We start from the raw sequence: 19,707 nt of genomic DNA on the forward strand, positions 1-19,707 counted from the left end.
AGATCATATGAAATTTAAGCTTTTAATTTCCAGTATGTTGCTGCTTGCTTCAGCCCAATCCTTTGCAGTTGTCTGTTGGAACAGTAAAGGGAATGGTGTGGTGGATGACGTTTTTTATGATCTATCCAATAGTTTCAGCAGCTCGAATAACGCTGTAGGTAAAATTGTAGAGCTTAAAAAGAATTTTTCTTCGCAAGTTTATGGAACTTGCCCGGCTCATAATTCCAATATTAGTCGAAATAGAACCATGCGTAGTTATGTTTCCGACCTCTCTGTAATAGAAACGATTGATCGATATAAATACTTACCGATCAACGACTATCTGGTCGGTGCCATGAAAATTACCGATAGCTTTGCGGGGGATTTTTATCCTCCTGCAAATTATGTACAGATGGGTACAGATCCCAATGTAAGTAAAGGCCAACCCTTTGGTATTTGGGATTCAAACTTTACCTTCCGCCTCAAGGTGATTAAACCCTTTATTGATTTTGTGCCTATCCCGAAAAAAACCATGTTTACCGTTTACGTGACAACGGGTTCAGCAGATCCATTAAATATCCCTGTTTATAAGATCAGTTACAGCGGTTCTATTTCGGTTCCACAAAGCTGCAAAATTGGCACAGGTGACTTTTTAGAAATTAAGTTTGGGGAAATCCCAGCCTATGCCTTTAGTCAGGCGGGTCCTGGCAATAAACCCAACAATGTCAATAAACAGAGTCATACCTTAGCGATTCAATGTACCAATATTGATGCACAAGCAATGCTGACACTTCGGCTTGAGGCTGAAAAAGCCACTGGAGATATGATGATCTCAGATAATCCAGATATTGGCTTTAAGATGTCAGATCAAAATGACAATGTGTTGTTACCCAATAATATCAATAGTGTGATTCCATTTAATCTTAAACAACAGCCAGCAAATGTGACCATCAAAGCTTGGCCCGTCAGTATCACTGGAAATAAACCAGAAATTGGTCCGTTTAAGTCTAGAGGATATCTCAGAGTGGATTTTGATTAGGAGACAACAATGGAAAATAGAGCAAGATATATGGCTGCTGCCACAATAATATGTTGTTTAAATATTCATCAGCTCTCTCATGCTCAAAATACCAATGTAGAGCTAGGTCGGGTGAATATTGAGCTTTCAGGAATCGTGACGACAGCAACCTGTGGCGTATTAAGTTCTGAACAAGATAAATATATTCAGCTTGGAAGCGTTGCAAGCAAAGACTTACCCAATATTGGTAGTCAATCAAAACCAACCCCGATTCATTTTGAGATGAGTAACTGTCCGCCAAATGGATCTGTGACCATCACTTTTGAAGGGCCTCGAAATAACGAAAATGCTGAACTTTTAGCGCTCGATGCCTTAGCCAATAAAGCTGAAAATATTGCCATAGAAATCCGAGATCAAGATAAAAAAAGATTGCCTTTAGGCAAGAAAAGCGAAGCTTTTAGCACAGACATCAATGGCAATGTTTCGGCACTCTTTTATGCAAATTATATCGTGACCAAAGCACAAGCCCTCGCAGGGATTGCAAATGCAAATGCTCAGTTTTCTATTCAATATGATTGAGCATATATCACGATTTATTATTGACGGTTAATACGATTGAGTATTCAAACTTTTTAAAGCACAGGGTTAGGAACTCATCCTTTTCATTTGAATGGCATAAAAAATAGCGGAGGACTTTATCTATTTTCATCATTCAAATTCCCACATTGCTTTAAAGAAAAATGAAGACCTCACACATAACGACAAATCTTTGATTACTTTAAATAAAAAATAAATACACAGAAACATCGAATGAATATTGGGAGAATTCATGAAAACTTTTTTTAAAATAAAAAGTGTTAATAAAGGAATGGCACTTTTATTAGACGATTTCTGTAAAAAAAAAGGCTTAGATGTTTCAAGCGATGCTGAATATCCACTCAATGATCAGCTACCGTTTGGCGAATGGCTCAAAAGAATAAAACAAATCAACAAACAATATCCCCAAGTGGGTATTGGATTAGACATCGGTGCTTTGGTTCAGCCCAAACATATCGGCATTGTGGCTTATATGGCTCAGTCGAGTGATACATTATTTGATTATATTGAAATACTGTCTCAATACGAAAAGCTTTGGTTTAATTATATTCCCAAAAAAGTGCTTATTGAGGAAAACCACTTTTCAATCTCATGGGATAAACCTGCATATTTACAAGTGGGTTTATATCTAGAAGAAACCACCATCGTTGAAGATATACAAGTGTCTAGCCTTTTTCACCACTTACAACAACTGACCAATTCAGATGCAAGTGTTTTTCATTGTCTAGAACTTGCCATACCCAAACCCAATGACACAAAAAAATACCAACAACTATTCAATTGCCCGATTAAATTTAATACAAAGCAAACCCGGATTGTCATACCAAATTCTTTATTGGAAACTAAATTAAAATATTATGACCCTATTCTTTTAGAAATATTGTTGAATCATGCCAACATATTACTCAGTAAAATGCCTCAGGAGGATTCTTTCTTAGAATTGGTTAATCTGAGTATGCTACAAGCACTTGAAAATAATAATGTGCAAATTCACTCTATTGCCAAATCATTAAATATTTCTGCGAGAGCACTGCAAAAATATTTAAAAAATAGAGACCTTTCATTTAAAGAAATACTCAGTAATATTCGTCAAAATCTAGCCAAGAAATATCTCCAAAATCAAAACTTATCCATCACAAAAGTTGCCTTTTTACTTGCCTATAAGGACCAAACCTCATTTAATCGTGCTTTTAAAGCTTGGAATGGCGTTTCTCCTTCTACGTGGAGAAAGCAAAATATCAATAAAAAATTAGATGTAAATGAAAAGCATACTGTAAATGAAAGCTTTGAAACGGAGCTCAGTACACCTGATGTTCAACTCAGCTAAAATAAGCCAAATCTCGCTCAAATAACCTAGAACATCCAACTTAAGTTATTGTTTTCTTTTTATAGACTGGCATGATGAAAGCAAAAGTCCATACATAAAAAACAAACTTTGTAGTGTTGGTTTTCCCCTTAACTTACAAAGTTTGCTGCTTGTTCTGCGCTGTTTAATGATGATTTAATCCAAATGGACGGCCATACGCTTCGCGGTTTTATTCTTGCGTGTCACCATCAGACCACAAATCACCACAATGGAGGTTACCCCTAAGGACAAAGTCGTTTCATAACTATATTGAGGCGATAAAAACATATAGCCCAATACACTCATAATCACCACGATGACAAACCACGTCAGCCAAGGAAATAACCACATTTTAAAGGTCACTTGAGCGCCTATTTTTTCCAGTTTAGCTCTTGAGCGTAGTTGTGACACAGCAATGACTAAATAAACCACCAAGGCAATTGAACCCGTTGTTGAAAGTAAAAATCCAAAAACTTGCCCTGGGAACATATAATTCACGGCACAACAAATCAGTCCAACAAAGGTTGAAGCAAACACTGCGATCGTTGGTACACCTGCATCATTAATTTTAGTCACAACTTTCGGCGCTTCTTGACGTGCACCCAATGCAAACAGCATCCGTGAAGAAGTATATACAGCCGCATTCATACAACTTGCCACCGCGATAAACACCACCATGTCCATAATCAATTTGGTTTGCGGCACATTGAGGCTGACCAAGACATACTGAAATGTCCCTAATTTTTGTAAATCAGGCGAACGCCAATCGACTAAAGCCACTGCTAGAAAAATCGAAACAACAAAGAATAAAATAATACGATACAGCACTAAATTGGTAGCACGTTTAATTTTCTCTTGTGGATTTTTAGACTCTGCCGCTGCAATCGACAGAATTTCAACACCAAAAAATGAAAACGCCGAAATTAAAATAGCCGAAAGAACGCCACCCATGCCATGCGGCATAAAACCGCCATTTGAAAATAAATGCCCCACACCACTGACATCACGAGCCAAAGGCCAAAGCCCAAATACAGCCGATGCACCAATCACAATAAACAGCAGTATCGCAACCACTTTAATTAAAGCAAACCAAAACTCAAACTCACCAAAACTTTTAGTACTAAAGAAATTGGCTAAACTGAGTAAAATAATAAAAGCAAAAGCATAAATAGCACTGGAAACTTGAGGAAACCACGCATGTAAAATTTCAGCACCAGCAATTGCTTCGATGGGAATCACTAAAACCCAAAACCACCAATACAACCAGCCCACAGTAAAGCCTGCCCAAGGCCCAATTGCTTTACGCGCATAGGTAGAAAATGAACCTGTATCTGGTTGTGCAACGGCCATTTCACCGAGCATACGCATCACCAGAAAAACGATAATACTGGTAATAATATAAGCCAGTACAGCCGCAGGACCTGCTTTGGCAATTGCAGCTGAAGAGCCGACAAATAAACCTGCACCAATAACGCCACCGATACTAATCATCGTGATATGTCGGTTGGAAAGTCCTTCACCTAATTTTGTTGTTTTAACACCATTCATATTTTATTCCTTAAAAATACTTTTAAAATCGTGATTTACATTATTAAATCCTTATTCAAAAGAGAGAAAATCGATGACCTTCCCTCTATACAGCAAAAATTAATCTAAAGTGGGCATTGAAAACTGCTTGGCTTCACGAACGTGTGTAGATGGCCAACGTTGGGTAATGGTTTTACGGCGCGTATAAAAACGTACTCCATCTGGCCCATAAGCATACAAGTCACCAAATAACGAACGCTTCCAGCCACCAAAACTATGATATGCAACAGGTACGGGCAATGGCACATTTACACCGACCATTCCCACTTGGATATGATGGGTAAAATAGCGTGCGGCTTCCCCATCACGGGTATAAATACAGGTACCATTTCCATACTCATGATCATTGATTAACTGCATCGCTTGTTGCATGGTTTCTACACGAATCACCTGTAAAACAGGACCAAAAATTTCTTGCTGATAACTGGTCATGCCTGATGAAACCTGATCAATTAGCGTCGGGCCAACAAAAAATCCAGTTTCATAGCCGATAGGTTTGGCATCACGACCATCGACAACGATTTTAGCACCTTGCTGTTCAGCACTTTGGATAAAAGCTTGAACTTTATCTTTATGTGCTTGAGAAATGAGCGGTCCAAAGTCATTTTGTTGATTTGCATAATGACCAAACTTGAGTTGTTGCATTTCTTGGCTAAGTTTTTCAATCACCAGATCAGCAATTTCATCGCCAATTGCCACTGCAACAGACAAAGCCATACAGCGTTCACCAGATGAGCCAAAAGCTGCACCTAATAATGAGTTCACCACATTATCGATATCTGCATCAGGCATGATAATGGCATGATTTTTTGCCCCACCTAAGGCCTGACAGCGTTTGCCTGCCGAGGTTGCTGTGCGATAAATATATTCAGCAATCGGGGTTGAACCAACAAAGCTGATCGCTTGAATGTTTGGATGATGTAATAAGGCATCCACTGCTTGTTTATCACCATTGATGACGTTAAACACACCATCGGGTAAACCAGCCTGTTTAAGTAATTCCGCCAAATATAATGCTGCTGATGGGGTTTTTTCAGAGGGTTTTAAAATAAAGCAGTTCCCACAAACAATCGCCATTGGAAACATCCACAATGGGACCATTGCTGGAAAATTAAATGGTGTAATCCCAGCAACCACGCCTAAAGGTTGAAATTCGCTCCATGAATCAATATCTGGGCCAACATTTTTTGAGTATTCACCTTTTAAAAACTCAGGTGCACCACATGCATACTCAACATTTTCAATTCCGCGTTGTAACTCGCCCTGTGCATCATGACAAATTTTTCCATGTTCTTGTCCAATCAACTCACAAAGTTTTTCAGCATTCTCTTCTAGCAGTTGTTTAAACTTAAACATCACTCGTGCACGTTTAATCACAGGGGTATCACGCCATGCTGGAAAAGCCTGTTGTGCAATTTGAACCACCTGATTGACCAATGCAGTATCGGCAAGCGCAACTTCTTTGCTGATCTTGCCTGTTGCTGGATGGTATACAGCTTGTGTTCTTGAGGTCTTGGTTACAAGTCCCCCTTGAATAAAATGCCCAACCAGCGTGATCGGTTGTACTGCTTCAGCTGTCTCAGTATTAGACAACTCGCCACCACTAAAATTTTCTAAATTGTTCATTACCTTTCCTTGTCTATTTGTTCCGTGTTTATTTGCTTAGGGACTCATCCTATTTATTTCACTTGATAAAGTGCCTCGCCTACAGCATTCATTAAACGGGTTAATTGTGCTTCTGTGGTGTTAAACATTGGGCCAAACTGAAGGGTATCGCCGCCAAAACGCACATAGAAACCTGCTTTCCACAGTTTCATTCCAATTTCAAAACCTCGAATCGTGGCATCACCATCACGCGGTGCCAATTGCAACGCACCAATCAATCCGCAGTTACGGATGTCGACAATATAGGGGGAACCTTTTAATTCATGGACAAGCTTTTCAAAACTTGGTGCTAAGTCAGCAGATTGAGAAATTAAATTTTCTTGTTCAAGTACATTCAGCGTTGCTAGAGCAGCGGCACAGGCAACAGGATGGGCCGAATAGGTATAGCCATGGGTGAATTCAATCGCATGTTCAGGTAGGTCTTGCTGCATAAATGCATTGTAAATTTCACGGCTTGCCACCACCCCACCTAACGGAATTGCGCCATTGGTAATCTGTTTAGCAAAGGTCAAAAGGTCTGGTGTAACCCCAAAATATTCTGCCGCAGTCCATTTACCGATACGCCCAAAGCCAGTAATCACCTCATCAAAAATCAGTAAAATATCGTGTTGGTCACAAATTTCTCTCAAGCGTTGTAAATAACCAACTGGTGGCACGATACAGCCTGCTGAACCTGAAATAGGCTCTACAATCACTGCTGCAATATTAGAAGCATCATGTAATTCAATCAGCTTGAGCATTTCATCTGCCAGCTCAACCCCACCCGTCTCAGCACAGCCTTTGCTAAAGCTTAAATGCGCCTGTAAGGTATGAGGCAAATGATCCACATCCATCAATTGACCAAACATTTTACGATTTCCGCCAATGCCGCCTAGGCTGGTCCCTGCGACGTTTACACCGTGATAGCCACGCGCTCGTCCAATCAATTTGGTTTTGCTTGATTTGCCTTGAATGCGCCAATATGCGCGTGCCATCTTGATCGCAGTGTCCACAGATTCAGAACCTGAATCGGTAAAAAAGACATGTTGCAGTTTTTCAGGCATCAGCTGAACAATTTTTTCAGCCAATTGAAAAGATAAAGGATGTCCAAATTGGAATGCAGGTGAATAGTCCAGTTTTGCCAATTGCTTACTCACAGCCTGTTGGATTTCAGGTCGTGTATGCCCTGCACCACACGTCCATAGCCCTGACAATGAGTCATAAATCTCACGCCCAGTACTGTCTATTAAATACGATCCTTTTGCACCCACGATCATACGCGGATCTTTATGGAAATTACGATTTGCAGAAAATGGCATCCAATGGGCTTGATAATTTAAATTCATCTGCTCATTTGACTGACTGGCTTCCAATGCGTCATCGCGGTCATTTGATGTATCGATATCAAACATAAGTACTCTTCTTGTTTTGTGGTTATCTCTTGAGTGTACAAAGCGAGATAGTTTTGATAAATTCAAAATATCTTGAGTTTAGATATAAAAAAGCAAAACTAAATGAAACCTAAAAAATTAAATCAAGTCACTGATTTTGATATAAAATTACTTAAAATATTTAAAACAGTTTGTGATTGTCACAGCTTCACTGCTGCCGAAAGTATCCTAGGGATTAGTCGTTCTGCGATTAGTTTACATATGAGTGATCTGGAAAATCGCTTAGGGATTCGGCTCTGTCAGCGCGGTCGAGCAGGCTTTTCCATCACCGATGAAGGTCGGGAAGTTTTAGAATATATTGAGGTACTGACTGCATCGATTGAGGACTTTCGTGCCAAAATCAATCAAATGCATAATCAGCTCAAAGGTGAATTTAATATTGGTATTATTAATAACTTAGTCACAATGCCCAGTGCTTATATCACCAACACATTGGCACAGCTTGCGGAAGAAAATACTGAGGTGGTTATTAATATTAGTATGAGCACACTGTCAGATATTGAGTGTCGTGTTTTGGACAATCGATTACACGCTGGCGCGATTCCTTTGGTGAGCCCATTATCAGGTCTAGATTATTTTCATTTATATAACGAAGAGTCTTCACTCTATTGTGGACAAAACCACCCGCTCTTTCAGTATTTAGGTGAAATAAGTTTAGATGACTTAAAACGATGCAATACAGTTCTTCCGAATTATGCCATTACCCCTGATGCAATGAAGTTACATCAACTGTTAAACTGTTCAGCGACAGCGAGTGACCGAGAAGGTATCGCATTTCTGATTCTTTCAGGAAAATTTATGGGTTTTTTACCCGATCATTATGCGAAAAAATGGGTTCAAGATGGTTTGATGCAACCCATTTTACAAGAGATGATGCATTACAGTACGCCGATATGCCTGATTACACATAAAGGGAAAAATTACAATATTATCTTAAAAACCTTTATGGATATATTAAAGAAAACCGTTCAACCGATAAAATAATATACAACCATTTAAAACATTTTAAAATTTGGTTATTTTTAATACGAGTTAAGATATAATCCGACTAAAATAATCAGATTATATTTTAACTTACTACGCAGAATATTATTTAATTTATGCTATATCAACAATATATTGCATAGCTTAATTGACTTAATAATAATCTACCACCAATATTTTATGCTGATCACTTTCCAAATCTTGAATTTTTAAATGCGCCATATTATTGGCTTTTTTATCAACTAAGTTATTGAAATTAAAGCTATCTATTGTTGTGGTTTTTCTCAACACATCAATCGTATTATCAATCGCTTTGCAATTAGAATTATTAGAATCCTTTTCACATGTAAATTCTACAATTTGCCCTTGAAAATGAATCTCCTCTGCATAAGTAGCTAAACTTAAACTCGATATCGTTGTAAATGTTATTAATAAAAAGGATAGTTTTTTATTTAACTCCATCTCATTCCCCTCTAAAGAAATGGTGTAGTTAATTAATTACATAACCTTATTATTAATACAAGATTTTCCAAGCAATAAATAAAAAAATAATTTTAAAAAATATGATTTACGTCAATTAATCATATTCAATTGTGACGGTTGCCATAGCTCGTACTTTTCCGGGCATCACTTTGGTTGCAGTCTGATAGTAACGCGCAGTCATTGGCACATTGTATTGAATATTATCATTTGACTTTAACGTACCTAATTCCAGCTTGTCATTTTTAGCAATCACTTTATTAGAATTTTTATATTGTGAAAGCAATTGTACGCCAACACCTGATGCACTGCTTCCTGCGGTATTCGTATTTGCAAGTACATTTTGAGTACTACTACTCACAGCATCATAATCAAAGCTTAGGCTGATTTTATTGCTTTCTTCATAACCGCTAGGGTTTTTACCGCCATTACACAAAATATTGAGATCAAAGGCTTGCTCACCTTGAGTTGAACCCACACCTTTAAAATCAACCTTATTTACAGTTGGCAACGTCACAGTTTTATTAATATTTCCCAATATTTCACATGAAGAAGACGCAATAGTAATCGCATTCCCATATACCGTACTGGTTAACCAAGGTGGGCTTTGACGTTCGCCGGAACGGTAACTACTATATGTGCCTGGAACTAGTGCACCAGATCCTGTTGATGTCGCCGTTTTAACAATTTCAACAATAAAAAAACCTTCTGCCAGAACACGTCTGCCACTCGCACTTCGTGTGTAAGGATAATAATCGGCAAAACCAGGAGCTGTTGGCGCTTCTCGGTATAAGCGAATACCAATTCCATCAATATTGGTGTTATAAACCGAATTACCAATAGGACTAAGTGAATAGTTTTGAGTTAAAACAGCGCCAAGTGTGCCATAACTACCACAACTATACGTCGAACCATTGGGTCTAATTGGAAAAGAGGCTTTGCGTAAAACCTTTCCGACAGGATCACTTGGTCTCACTACAACACGACCAACAGACATGCTCACATCAACAGTAGAAAAACCACGATCTGGTATACATGCAGCATATGTCCCTGAACTCACAGTCCCAGCAATGAGCAAGAGAATACGATTTAAAACTTTACCGTTCATTGACATACACCTTCCGCCATAATCATATTTTGCTTTTTGTCTGCTGCTTGCGCAGAAACATCATATTGAATGTGACATTGCTCGTTAGCATTTTCGCCCCATTTCACTGTAACTGAGTCTGCTGTAGTATTGGTTCTTAAATAAACCATACTCCCTTGAGCAACCATTCCAATATTTTCACCTTTTGTATCAAATACTTCTGCCGCAAAAGGTAAAGTTTCACCATTTTGTTTTTTACTACGAATATAAATTGCTTTACCAATTTTCGTCGCAAAACTCACTTGCGAAATTGAACCTGCATAGGGTGCGATACGCTGACTTGTACCATCTAACTCTACATCTGTCGACATGCCTTGAGGGTCAAGGGTAATGTCATTTAAACGATATGGTGTTACATATGGAATCACCGCATAACCAGATTTATTAATACTTAAACCTGTCGCATTATTCACTTTAGCACCGGCGGCTTCAGGTGCATACACCAAGACCATTGTTTGCCCCTGATCTGGTCCAAACAAGACACCTTCAGGATGAGCAACAATATTACCACGTGCAGTTAACATTGCTTGTTGATAACCGTCAGCCGCACTGAATGATCCGCCAACAGTCGCGTAGTTGGTGCGATACTGAGCATTTAAATTGGCGCTTGGATTATCACCATAGCGTGTCGATACAGATGTACCATAGTTAAAACGATCGCCAACAACGCCGCTCACACCGACAGTCGCATTATCTTGTGTCATAATCGAGTTAAGGTTCGCTGAGCTTTTCTTAAATGAAAGTGGTAAGGACATGGTTAGCATATATTCAGTATCGCTATTGCTGATACTTGTGGCATTGTTTTCAACAATACGTTTAATTGCCGACAAACCATAAGTCAAACCACGATAGCTGTTGCTATAACCGACTTGATACTGACGGGTTGTTTCCTGACGATTCCAGTAATCTACCCACGAACCTGTTGCATAAATATTTCCAAAATCACGTGGTAAACCCTGATTCAGGGTGATCTGAAATTCACTGCGCTGTTTACCTACATGGGCTGAACTAATGCCTTTATTGTCGAGGTCTTGTACCAATATCGCATCACGTAACTTGTAAAAGTTTTCGGTAGAATAGCGATATGCAGCTAAAGTCAAATTGGTATCGGTTGGGGTAATTAATTTACTATAGCTAATACGGAAACTTTGACCACTTTCACTTTTACGACGTTCAAAATCCGCTTGTGAATGTGTCACATCAAGTGCAATTGCACCAATCGGTGTTGCAAAAGCACTGCCCAATGTTACAGCTGAATAGTCTTCTGAGAACTGTACACCACCATAAGCCGTGATAGAGTTATTGATACCGCGTTGATATTTTCCTTGCACAATAAAAGGATCTAGATCGATATCTTTATCGCGGAATTGACCCATCGACACAGAATAACGACTCATTCCTGGACGGAGCATTTGCACAACAGAGGCGTAAGGAATTGAATAGCGTTGAATCTCACCATTGGCTTCTAAAATAGAAACTTCGAGTTCACCACCAAACCCTGTCGGATAAAGGTCATTGATTTCAAAACTCCCCGGTGCAACGGTTGTTTGATAAATCAATTGACCTTGCTGACGTACTTCAACCTTGGCATTGGTTTTTGCATTACCGCGAATACGGGGTGCATAACCAATCATACTGTTGGGTAACATGCGGTCATCACTGGAAAAATCGAAACCACGATAACCAAATGAATCAAAGATTTCACCATCGGTAAAGCTTTCACCTAAAGTCAACACGCCACGGTATTGCGGGAATGCGCGTTGTACATAGGTGCTAATCGCATCATAACTCGATTTAGATTGATTATCTGTAGTCGTGCGGTCTTGCCATTGCCATTGACCATTATGGCGCAATTGCCAACCTGCCAAATTTGCACCAGCGGTTACCGAAGTAAACGCATTTGTAGTTTCTTCCCCACCTTGGATTTTATTAAATGTTTTATATGCACTGGCATTATAAGAAAGAAATGCAGCATTGATCCCACGATCCCAAACACTTGGGTCGACATAGCCTTGCGCATTTTTTTGCATCGCAACTTGCGGAATCGAAATATCGACACGTAAGCGTGAAGTATCAAATTCATAAAAAGAATCTTCAACCCACTGTTCGATTTTCTGACAACCTGTCAAAGCAAAGCTTTCGCCTTTTTTTAACACCTCTGCTTTAACGCCATATTCTAATAATTGATTTGAGCTAAAGCAGGTAAAAGCATTTTGATTATTTTCAGTTGCTTTAAACACCATACGGTGTTTACCAAACCAGTTACCATTGACATAAATATCCACATTATAGTCACCTGGTAACACAGGATTGCCATATTTAAAGCGATTTACATCTATCTTTTTGGCATCGCCAATTAAAAAAGCCGAATCAAATTCTGCTTCTGCAGCAGTCGGAGACTTTTCAGCCTCTTTTAAGTCAGTTTCAGATGCATTAACTAAAGCAGGAATGCTGAGCGTAATAACCCCACAAGCCACATAGTAACTGATATGTCGCTTGATCCACTTGTAGCTTTGTTCATTTTTTTGCATAAAGAAGTCTGCCTATCAACAAATGAATAGGTTTTTTTACTCGCTTACTCTCAGATAAATGAAATGATTAAATCATCATTACGAAGGTGCTTTAAATTTCTTGTATTGAAGAAATTTAAAGACTTGATCAATCTATTAAAATTTAATATTTCGCTCTACACGACCACCATAATCATTGATTGTAGTAAAGGTCATCTTAGCGACATTGGAATTTTTTAAACTCACCGTTCCATCAGAAAATGGTTTCAACATTAAACCTTGTGAAATCAAATCAACGCGTTTGCCTGATTGATCTTGCATAATAGAAGTCAAGGTAATATGAAATGGTGTTGGGTTTTTTACGGTTAACTGAGTACCGTTATTGCTCCACTGTAATTTTTCAGGTGCCAATGCGACATCTTCTTTAAGTCCAGCTGGGCGATAAAAAAACTTAATACGCGATCGAATCGCAAGTTGTAAAAAGTTATCTGGTACAACATTCTGATCTTTCGCAGAAGGTTTTGGTGGGATATCGAGAATATTTAACCAAAAGAGTGTTTCTTGAGTTTTACTTAATTCATTTGCATTCGGCAAACTGGTAATACGTAAAGACTGCCCTTTTTTAGCTTCCACACGCGATATAGGCGGTGTAATCATAAAAGGCGCTTTCGATTGATCTGGAGTAGATTTTGCATCTCCCTCATCAATCCATGCTTGAACCAATGCAGGATTATTTCCGTTATTACTTACCTGTAAAGTAATTTCACGTGCATCAGATGGATAGATAACACGAGTACCATGAATGATGATTTCAGCATTCGCTGCACCAAACGGAATTAAAAATGCGAGTAAACCTTTTTTAAGAAAGGAATGATTCAAGAACATAACGATTATCTCTATATCTAAAATAAAGTAAAAGAGCTAGGTTGCTAGACAACCTAGCTCCGTACCATTCAATAAAAAATTATTGATAGATAATAGTATATTGAACAGACGTTGTTACTTTACCAGCAGCAGATGCATCAGTTGCATAATATTCAGCATAGTAATTAAGATCAGCTGCACCTTTGTCTGCAACGTCTACCCATTGAGAGTTAGTTTGCGTGCCAGAAGCACCAGCAGCAAGTACAGGAATGAATTGGTTATTTGAACCTAACAATTGAACTTGAACGTTTTTCGCGCCAGTTGCATCTGTGTTGTTTAAACGACCAGTACCAAAATCAACTGTTGAACCTGGTTCAAAATAAGTTGCAACTTTGCCTTCAGAGCAGTTAGCCAAGTTGATTGTGAATGGCGTACGGCCCGCGATATCACCAGTTTTAGCAAGAGTTTGCTTAGAAACTGTTGGAAGCGTTACTGTGAAATCTTTACCTTGTGGAGTCACGATATCACAAGTTTTGTCAGTTACTAAACCGTTGATTGTGATTGTGCCGTCTGCTGCGAAAGCGCTAGACATTGCTAAAATTGAAACTGATGCTGCTAAAAAAGTATTTTTCATACCAAGTATCCTATACAGACAAAAAAATGATTCGTTTTGATCGATGGGTATTATGCACACTGAGATAAAAATGTAAACAAAGTCACACTTTGTGTATAAAACAGATACAAGTGTATATAAATTTGTATTTTTTGAGAAAAATATTTTTATTATAAATTTCAATATATTAAATATTTATTACATTCATATTTCAGTTTTATTTAAAATATTTTTTTTTGTAAATTTTTTACATAAAAACAAAATTCACGTTATTTCAGCGTAAATTTTAAATTAGTCACATGAGTATAAATCATCGTTTTATGTCATTTGATTAAGGAAATTTGCTTTGAAATTCGCTGTGTGTGCTTCGAAATTCAGGCAAAAAAACGATATCACAACTCACCCTCGCCCCCTTACAACGCCCAAATACCAAGGATTAGCAATGCTTTAACGACTATTTTACTGATTAATATTTCGCTTAAATTTAGAATTCCCACTGACCAATGTTTGACAAATCGCCCAGTTAAGATGCCCAATGATGATGTTTATATATGAGCTTAAGGAATGAATATTTTTATTTTTCTATACAAAATTCAACTTTTTAACTTTAAAAATCATATAAATATTTTTTCCAATTAAAATGTGAAATAGTTAACATATTAATATGTGTTGTGTTGGCTTCTTTTAAGCTGCCTATATGGCAGTGAACGGCAAGGATGGTGAGATTTCAAGTACATCTAATTTCTAAGCTGCCTACTCGGCAGTGAACTTGAATGGATGGCTGCTCAGGCATTAACAACTTTTCTAAGCTGCCTTGTGTTCGGTAAATTTCTGTAATAACAAGGCTCTAAAGTCTTGCTCCTTAAAACCTTCTTTGGCACAAATAAATGCCCATGGTAGTACTACAGCATCTTTAATTAAATCAGCGATATCAAAGACCAAAGCACCGCGCCGAGTTTTACCATGCATGACTGCAAATGAATGACTAATGCCTAAGACCAAAGTGTGGTTGCAGCCAAACCATAGGCCAAATAATTACCATGATTGAGGAAGTCATTGGCTAAATCACCATATTCAGCATTTCGTTCAAATTTGAGTTTGCAACGCGTCGCAGCAATTTTATAAAGTTGCTTGGTGGTCTGTGCTTCGGCAAGAAGTAAATCCCCGACTTTGCTCATATTTGGAATTTTCTTTTCAAAACCAGTTAAAGCCAACTGAACATCCTGATCATCTAAATAAAACCCTTCTGCCTGTAAGTCCCGATCTTTTGCCCAAACTTTACGAATATATTCAACCCGCGCAACCTGAAACTGTTTGGCCACATCTAAACGTTTCTTTTCATCAAACCAAAAGCTCATCCAGCCTTGCATATATTCAGTTGGACGATATTCACTTTGTGGCGTTAGCCACTCCACTTCACTGCCTGAAAATAAAGGCGTACCGCCACCGCCACAAAAACCAACCAAAACACCTGCGCTACAGAGCATCCGCATGGCAGCTTGTGTAATCGATGTTCCAGTCCCCAACAAAATCACAGTCGTATTGGCAATTGGAATATTCCAATACTGATTTTCACTTTTGGCTTCGGTTAGATATAAAACACGACCATCTTTTTGCATCACCCGTGCATGTTCTAAATAATAAAGATTCGCTCTTTTTGAATGAAGAATGGCTTTTAAGTCTGATGGATTAAGTTGTTCCATATTATTAGTAGTCATAAAGTTTTTATAGAAACAATTTAATTGAAAATCTCAATATTTCCAAACTATTTTTTATTTTAAGCGACACCTTATGTCGCCAATAAATAATTTACTTATTTATCTACAATTTTATTCTAAATATTTAGAATACTATTACAGACTATTTTCAGCACTTTACAAGTAGATTTATATTAACATTTTTAAAATGAATTTTACCCTTATTTAACATAAATTCAATTATATAAAGTTATTTCATCATATTTTAAGTATAGTCGTTTTTAATTTTTCCGTTTAAAACATTATTTAGATTAATGTATTTTAGTTCAAAGTAAAATTGATTTAAACTTATAAAAACTTCCACAACACATCTTACCATATACAAACCTAAAATAGCAGGCTGACTGCACAACCTGCATTAAAACCAAATAAACAAAACATCATAAAAAACAAAACAATCCTATATATTACTTTCAAAACGTAAAAACATTCACTATCAAATATTTTAAATATTATTATTCAACCTCCACCACAGACTCACATAAAACTTAAAAACATGATTAACCAAAAAAACAAAATTATTTAACCTTTATTTTCAATAAAAAATTTAAGTGTATTAAATAATTAACTTCTTAAATCTATAACATATGGACTAGAACCATATAAAAATATTATTTTCTTTTCCTCATGCTCGATTTTATGAATTTCATAATCAATCAATCCATTTACAGAGCTGATTTCAATTTGATTGGCTTCATCAATAACCCTCTTCTTATTATTCAGAGAATATTTGAGTTGAACAACGAACATCTTATCCAGATTGTTCATTTGTTTTGCTACAACCAATCTACTTATTTTAGCCTTGTCATTCATTTTAATGTTGATATTCATTTAATCCTCACGAATAACGTTATCTGATGATTTTGAAAGTAGTCTTTGAATGACTGTTCTTGTAACTGAATACTGCTTAGCTAAAGAATAGACACTTTGGCCATTTTTAAATTTTTCTAAAACCTCTTCTTTCTGGATTTTATTTAAAATTTCTGGTCGACCTACTTTGTTTATATTTCTATTACCAATCTTTCTATTCGATTGAAGTTTTCCATCGAAATCAGAACATATTTTTAGAAAATGAAAAAAAATCTTTTTTATATCTCCTTTAATTTCGTTCTTTGAAAAATCCAAACATACTAAACGGATTCCTTTTTTAAAAATAAAATTAACACTCGAATATATTTCCTTGAAATCACTTCCCAAAGAATCTATTCCATCTATTAATAAAAGATCACCATTTTCCAATGTGTAGTTAATCAAGTTTATGAGTTTATGCCTAAACTCTAAGGGTATACCTATTTTCACCTGCTCAAATACAAGCCTATTTTTCGGTATTTCATAACCATACCCAAGAATATAGTCAGCATAGTTAAATTCATCCATTGATAATTCATCAATTCTGAAGTATGCATAAGTCCGCACAATAAGCCCTCTTCCATTCACAATAACATTTATATTAAATATTTTTTATAAAAATAAATATGTATAAAACATATAAATATTTTAGAACATGGAAATAAATTATCTATACTTATAATAAATAATTATTTAAATCCATGCTTTAATTAAAAATTAAAGCACAATTTAAGACCACAAAAAAATGGTAAAAACACAAAAAAAAACAAATATTATGTCAATGTATCTATTCACAAAACCATCTCTAGATTATTTTAATATTGATATTTTTCACATAAAAAATGTATGATAAAAAATAAAATACATTTGTATATGTATAATAAATAATTTTAAGAAAGGGTTTAAATAAAGTGAACAGCTACTATGTTTTTTCAAAAAAACATAATTAAAGAGAGTTTTTATTTAATATCAATAAAAAAATAAACTGTAAATTTACCATTTAATAAAGCCATGATAAAACTGATTATCATGACTTTATATCCTCAAAACTCAACATTTACTGTTACAGTATCCGAATAATTACCAGCCGGTAAATTGGCTGGATTCGTATCCAGAATCTTTGTGGTGAAGGCAAAACCTTGTTGATTTGTATTATGCTGACCCGGGTTCGTTGTTGCCTCGATACTTGACCACCGTTCATTGCCACTACTGCCCCAACGTTCAGTGCTTGCGTTTTTATAAATCTCATAGCGTAGAAAATTATTGCTATTACTCGCCTTCATCGCACGTTGATTACCACTTTGTGGATACAGACCATTATTTAAACCTACACGATAAGGCGTAAATACTGAACAGCGAACCCCCATAGAGGTTTGAACTGGTGTAAAGACATCAGCAAAAGGAGCTGTCCCAAAGTTCACAGCGTTGGTCGAAATTCGACAATCCGGTAAAACATCAATATATAAGTTTAATGAAGCATCACTACCAATGCCCCAACTAAACCCAATCCCCAAAAAACCCCGACTAAAACCAGGACTTTCATAGTGAGTAGCCAGAGAACCAATGCCAAAACCAGCTACAGAGTAATACCATTTGACTTTAAATGGCGTTTCAGCTTCGTATCTCCCCGGTGATACAGCTTGTCCTGGATTAATTTTCGCTTTAAATAGTAATGCACCATCTGGCCCACTAAATAAATTAATCAGTGAAAAACTGCTCATATCAACTTCATTACCCAGACCAATTGCTTTATCATTGGTATCTAAATAATTCACTATTAGACGTTCACCTGTCGCACTATTTATATAATTTACTGGCATCTGATCGACCCGATATTTTATATAACTGGTTGTTGCAAGGGTTGCAAGTGAAGTACAAGCCAAACCGGCTCTAAACTGATTAGATTGCGTCCCTTGCTCCGCCAGCGTCATAGATGAAATCGTGCCCATAGTAACGTTACCACTTGAGGTGATAACACAAGCTGCCTGACTCTGAGCAGCAATTAATATCAACCCAGGGAATAATAGACCTGCTGGTATTATTTTTTTTAAAGTAATCATGGTTTAGCCACCTCACGACAAACAACTGACTTAATCACTGCGATCTGTTGTTGCGCTTGTTTTAAATCCAACGAAAAGTTTGCTTCACATATGCTCTGATCTGGCAGTTGCACTCGAATGCTATTCTCTGCACTCAAATCTTCAAGATAAGCAATCCCATCCATCCCCACATAACTCGATTCTTGATCCGCACGATGTACCACCGCACCCACTGGAATCGCTTGCCCATTGCTCTGTACCAAAGATACATTGGCTGCATAAGACTGTTTGATTGGGAAGCCAATCACAACACCTGAGCCTCGTTTTGCCGCAATCCGATTTTCAACTTGGGTTGCATTAAAGTTTGAAGGTAAATCGATCGGGTTAATACTGTATTTAGCCGCGTAATAAGGTGTCACTGACGGTACAAAAACATAGCCCTTCGCGTTACTACGACCCACCAAGCTGTTTTCATAATGCACAGGGACATCTGCAACTTTATTGGTATCAATCAAAGCAAACGACTCACCCAATCGATTGGCAGCAAAGACATTGCCTGACATCAACACCACCGAACCTGACAGTCCAAACCAATAGTTGTAATCATTGCTACCTGACATGCCGACATCGGTATTAAAATATTGGTTACGGTAGTTGACGCGTGCCTGATTAAAGTCATCACTGTTTTCATTAAAACGTCGAGTTAAATCAACCCCGACACCACCATCCAACGGTGCGCTACGGTTATAGTTAACATAACCATAATCACCACTAGATTGTTGGCTATAGCCTAGACTTGCTGTGGATCTGCTTTTGGAAAATGGAACCGACAACTGAAATGCA

At 37.3% G+C, this 19,707-nt stretch carries 16 protein-coding genes and 1 pseudogene; 4 read left to right on the forward strand and 13 right to left on the reverse strand.

The features are described 5' to 3' along the window. The first annotated feature begins 7 nt into the window (after positions 1-7). The 3 genes from FY049_RS14330 (at position 8) to FY049_RS14340 (ending at position 2,921) form a co-directional block, all read left to right on the forward strand. Positions 8-1,018, forward strand: a complete 1,011-nt coding sequence (locus tag FY049_RS14330; RefSeq protein ID WP_056516394.1) for a fimbrial protein — start codon at positions 8-10, stop codon at positions 1,016-1,018. Positions 1,019-1,027: 9 nt separating this feature from the next. Next, positions 1,028-1,576 (forward strand): fimbrial protein, encoded by a 549-nt coding sequence (locus tag FY049_RS14335; protein WP_262782019.1) that lies wholly within the window; start codon positions 1,028-1,030, stop codon positions 1,574-1,576. A 250-nt stretch (positions 1,577-1,826) separates the two neighbouring features. After that, a complete protein-coding gene (locus FY049_RS14340; RefSeq protein WP_262782018.1) occupies positions 1,827-2,921 on the forward strand; it encodes an AraC family transcriptional regulator in 1,095 nt (364 codons plus the stop codon). Positions 2,922-3,095: 174 nt separating this feature from the next. Here FY049_RS14340 and FY049_RS14345 read toward each other — a convergent pair whose 3' ends face one another. From FY049_RS14345 to FY049_RS14355, 3 genes are all read right to left on the reverse strand, one after another. Beyond that, positions 3,096-4,487: an amino acid permease gene (locus FY049_RS14345; RefSeq protein WP_262782017.1), complete on the reverse strand. Its 1,392-nt coding sequence runs from the start codon at positions 4,485-4,487 to the stop codon at positions 3,096-3,098. A 99-nt stretch (positions 4,488-4,586) separates the two neighbouring features. Beyond that, positions 4,587-6,152, reverse strand: a complete 1,566-nt coding sequence (locus FY049_RS14350; RefSeq protein ID WP_446083908.1) for a CoA-acylating methylmalonate-semialdehyde dehydrogenase — start codon at positions 6,150-6,152, stop codon at positions 4,587-4,589. A 53-nt stretch (positions 6,153-6,205) separates the two neighbouring features. Next, positions 6,206-7,582, reverse strand: coding sequence for an aminotransferase class III-fold pyridoxal phosphate-dependent enzyme (locus FY049_RS14355; RefSeq protein ID WP_446083909.1), 1,377 nt, complete (start codon positions 7,580-7,582; stop codon positions 6,206-6,208). Positions 7,583-7,684: 102 nt separating this feature from the next. Between FY049_RS14355 and FY049_RS14360 the strand changes: the two genes are divergently transcribed. Further along, positions 7,685-8,605 (forward strand): LysR family transcriptional regulator, encoded by a 921-nt coding sequence (locus tag FY049_RS14360; RefSeq protein WP_335954779.1) that lies wholly within the window; start codon positions 7,685-7,687, stop codon positions 8,603-8,605. 153 nt (positions 8,606-8,758) lie between these two features. Here the strand turns inward: FY049_RS14360 and FY049_RS14365 are convergent, their stop codons facing one another. The 10 genes and pseudogenes from FY049_RS14365 to FY049_RS14410 form a co-directional block, all read right to left on the reverse strand. Continuing rightward, positions 8,759-9,067 (reverse strand): hypothetical protein, encoded by a 309-nt coding sequence (locus FY049_RS14365; protein ID WP_446083910.1) that lies wholly within the window; start codon positions 9,065-9,067, stop codon positions 8,759-8,761. 115 nt (positions 9,068-9,182) lie between these two features. Next, positions 9,183-10,193 carry a fimbrial protein gene (locus FY049_RS14370; protein WP_154130283.1) on the reverse strand — a complete coding sequence of 337 codons (1,011 nt, stop codon included), beginning with the start codon at positions 10,191-10,193 and terminating at the stop codon, positions 9,183-9,185. Beyond that, positions 10,190-12,763: a fimbria/pilus outer membrane usher protein gene (locus FY049_RS14375; protein WP_154130282.1), complete on the reverse strand. Its 2,574-nt coding sequence runs from the start codon at positions 12,761-12,763 to the stop codon at positions 10,190-10,192. Before FY049_RS14375 ends, FY049_RS14370 begins: the two co-directional genes overlap by 4 nt. A gap of 135 nt (positions 12,764-12,898) precedes the next feature. Beyond that, a complete protein-coding gene (locus FY049_RS14380) occupies positions 12,899-13,627 on the reverse strand; it encodes a fimbrial biogenesis chaperone (protein WP_004722241.1) in 729 nt (242 codons plus the stop codon). Positions 13,628-13,706: 79 nt separating this feature from the next. Next, positions 13,707-14,240, reverse strand: coding sequence for a fimbrial protein (locus FY049_RS14385; protein ID WP_056516421.1), 534 nt, complete (start codon positions 14,238-14,240; stop codon positions 13,707-13,709). 783 nt (positions 14,241-15,023) lie between these two features. Then, positions 15,024-15,922 (reverse strand): annotated as a pseudogene (gene cas1f / locus FY049_RS14390) (type I-F CRISPR-associated endonuclease Cas1f). 618 nt (positions 15,923-16,540) lie between these two features. Next, positions 16,541-16,807 (reverse strand): hypothetical protein, encoded by a 267-nt coding sequence (locus tag FY049_RS14395; RefSeq protein WP_056516425.1) that lies wholly within the window; start codon positions 16,805-16,807, stop codon positions 16,541-16,543. Continuing rightward, the gene (locus tag FY049_RS14400; protein WP_056516427.1) at positions 16,808-17,392 is read right to left on the reverse strand and encodes a recombinase family protein; all 585 of its coding nucleotides are present in this window, start codon (positions 17,390-17,392) and stop codon (positions 16,808-16,810) included. 476 nt (positions 17,393-17,868) lie between these two features. Next, positions 17,869-18,885, reverse strand: a complete 1,017-nt coding sequence (locus FY049_RS14405; RefSeq protein WP_446083911.1) for a Csu type fimbrial protein — start codon at positions 18,883-18,885, stop codon at positions 17,869-17,871. Next, the coding region (locus FY049_RS14410; RefSeq protein ID WP_446083912.1) for a fimbria/pilus outer membrane usher protein at positions 18,882-19,707 on the reverse strand (826 nt) is incomplete at its 5' end. The genes FY049_RS14410 and FY049_RS14405, both read right to left, overlap by 4 nt.

Source organism: Acinetobacter sp. 1125_18A, from assembly GCF_052824985.1.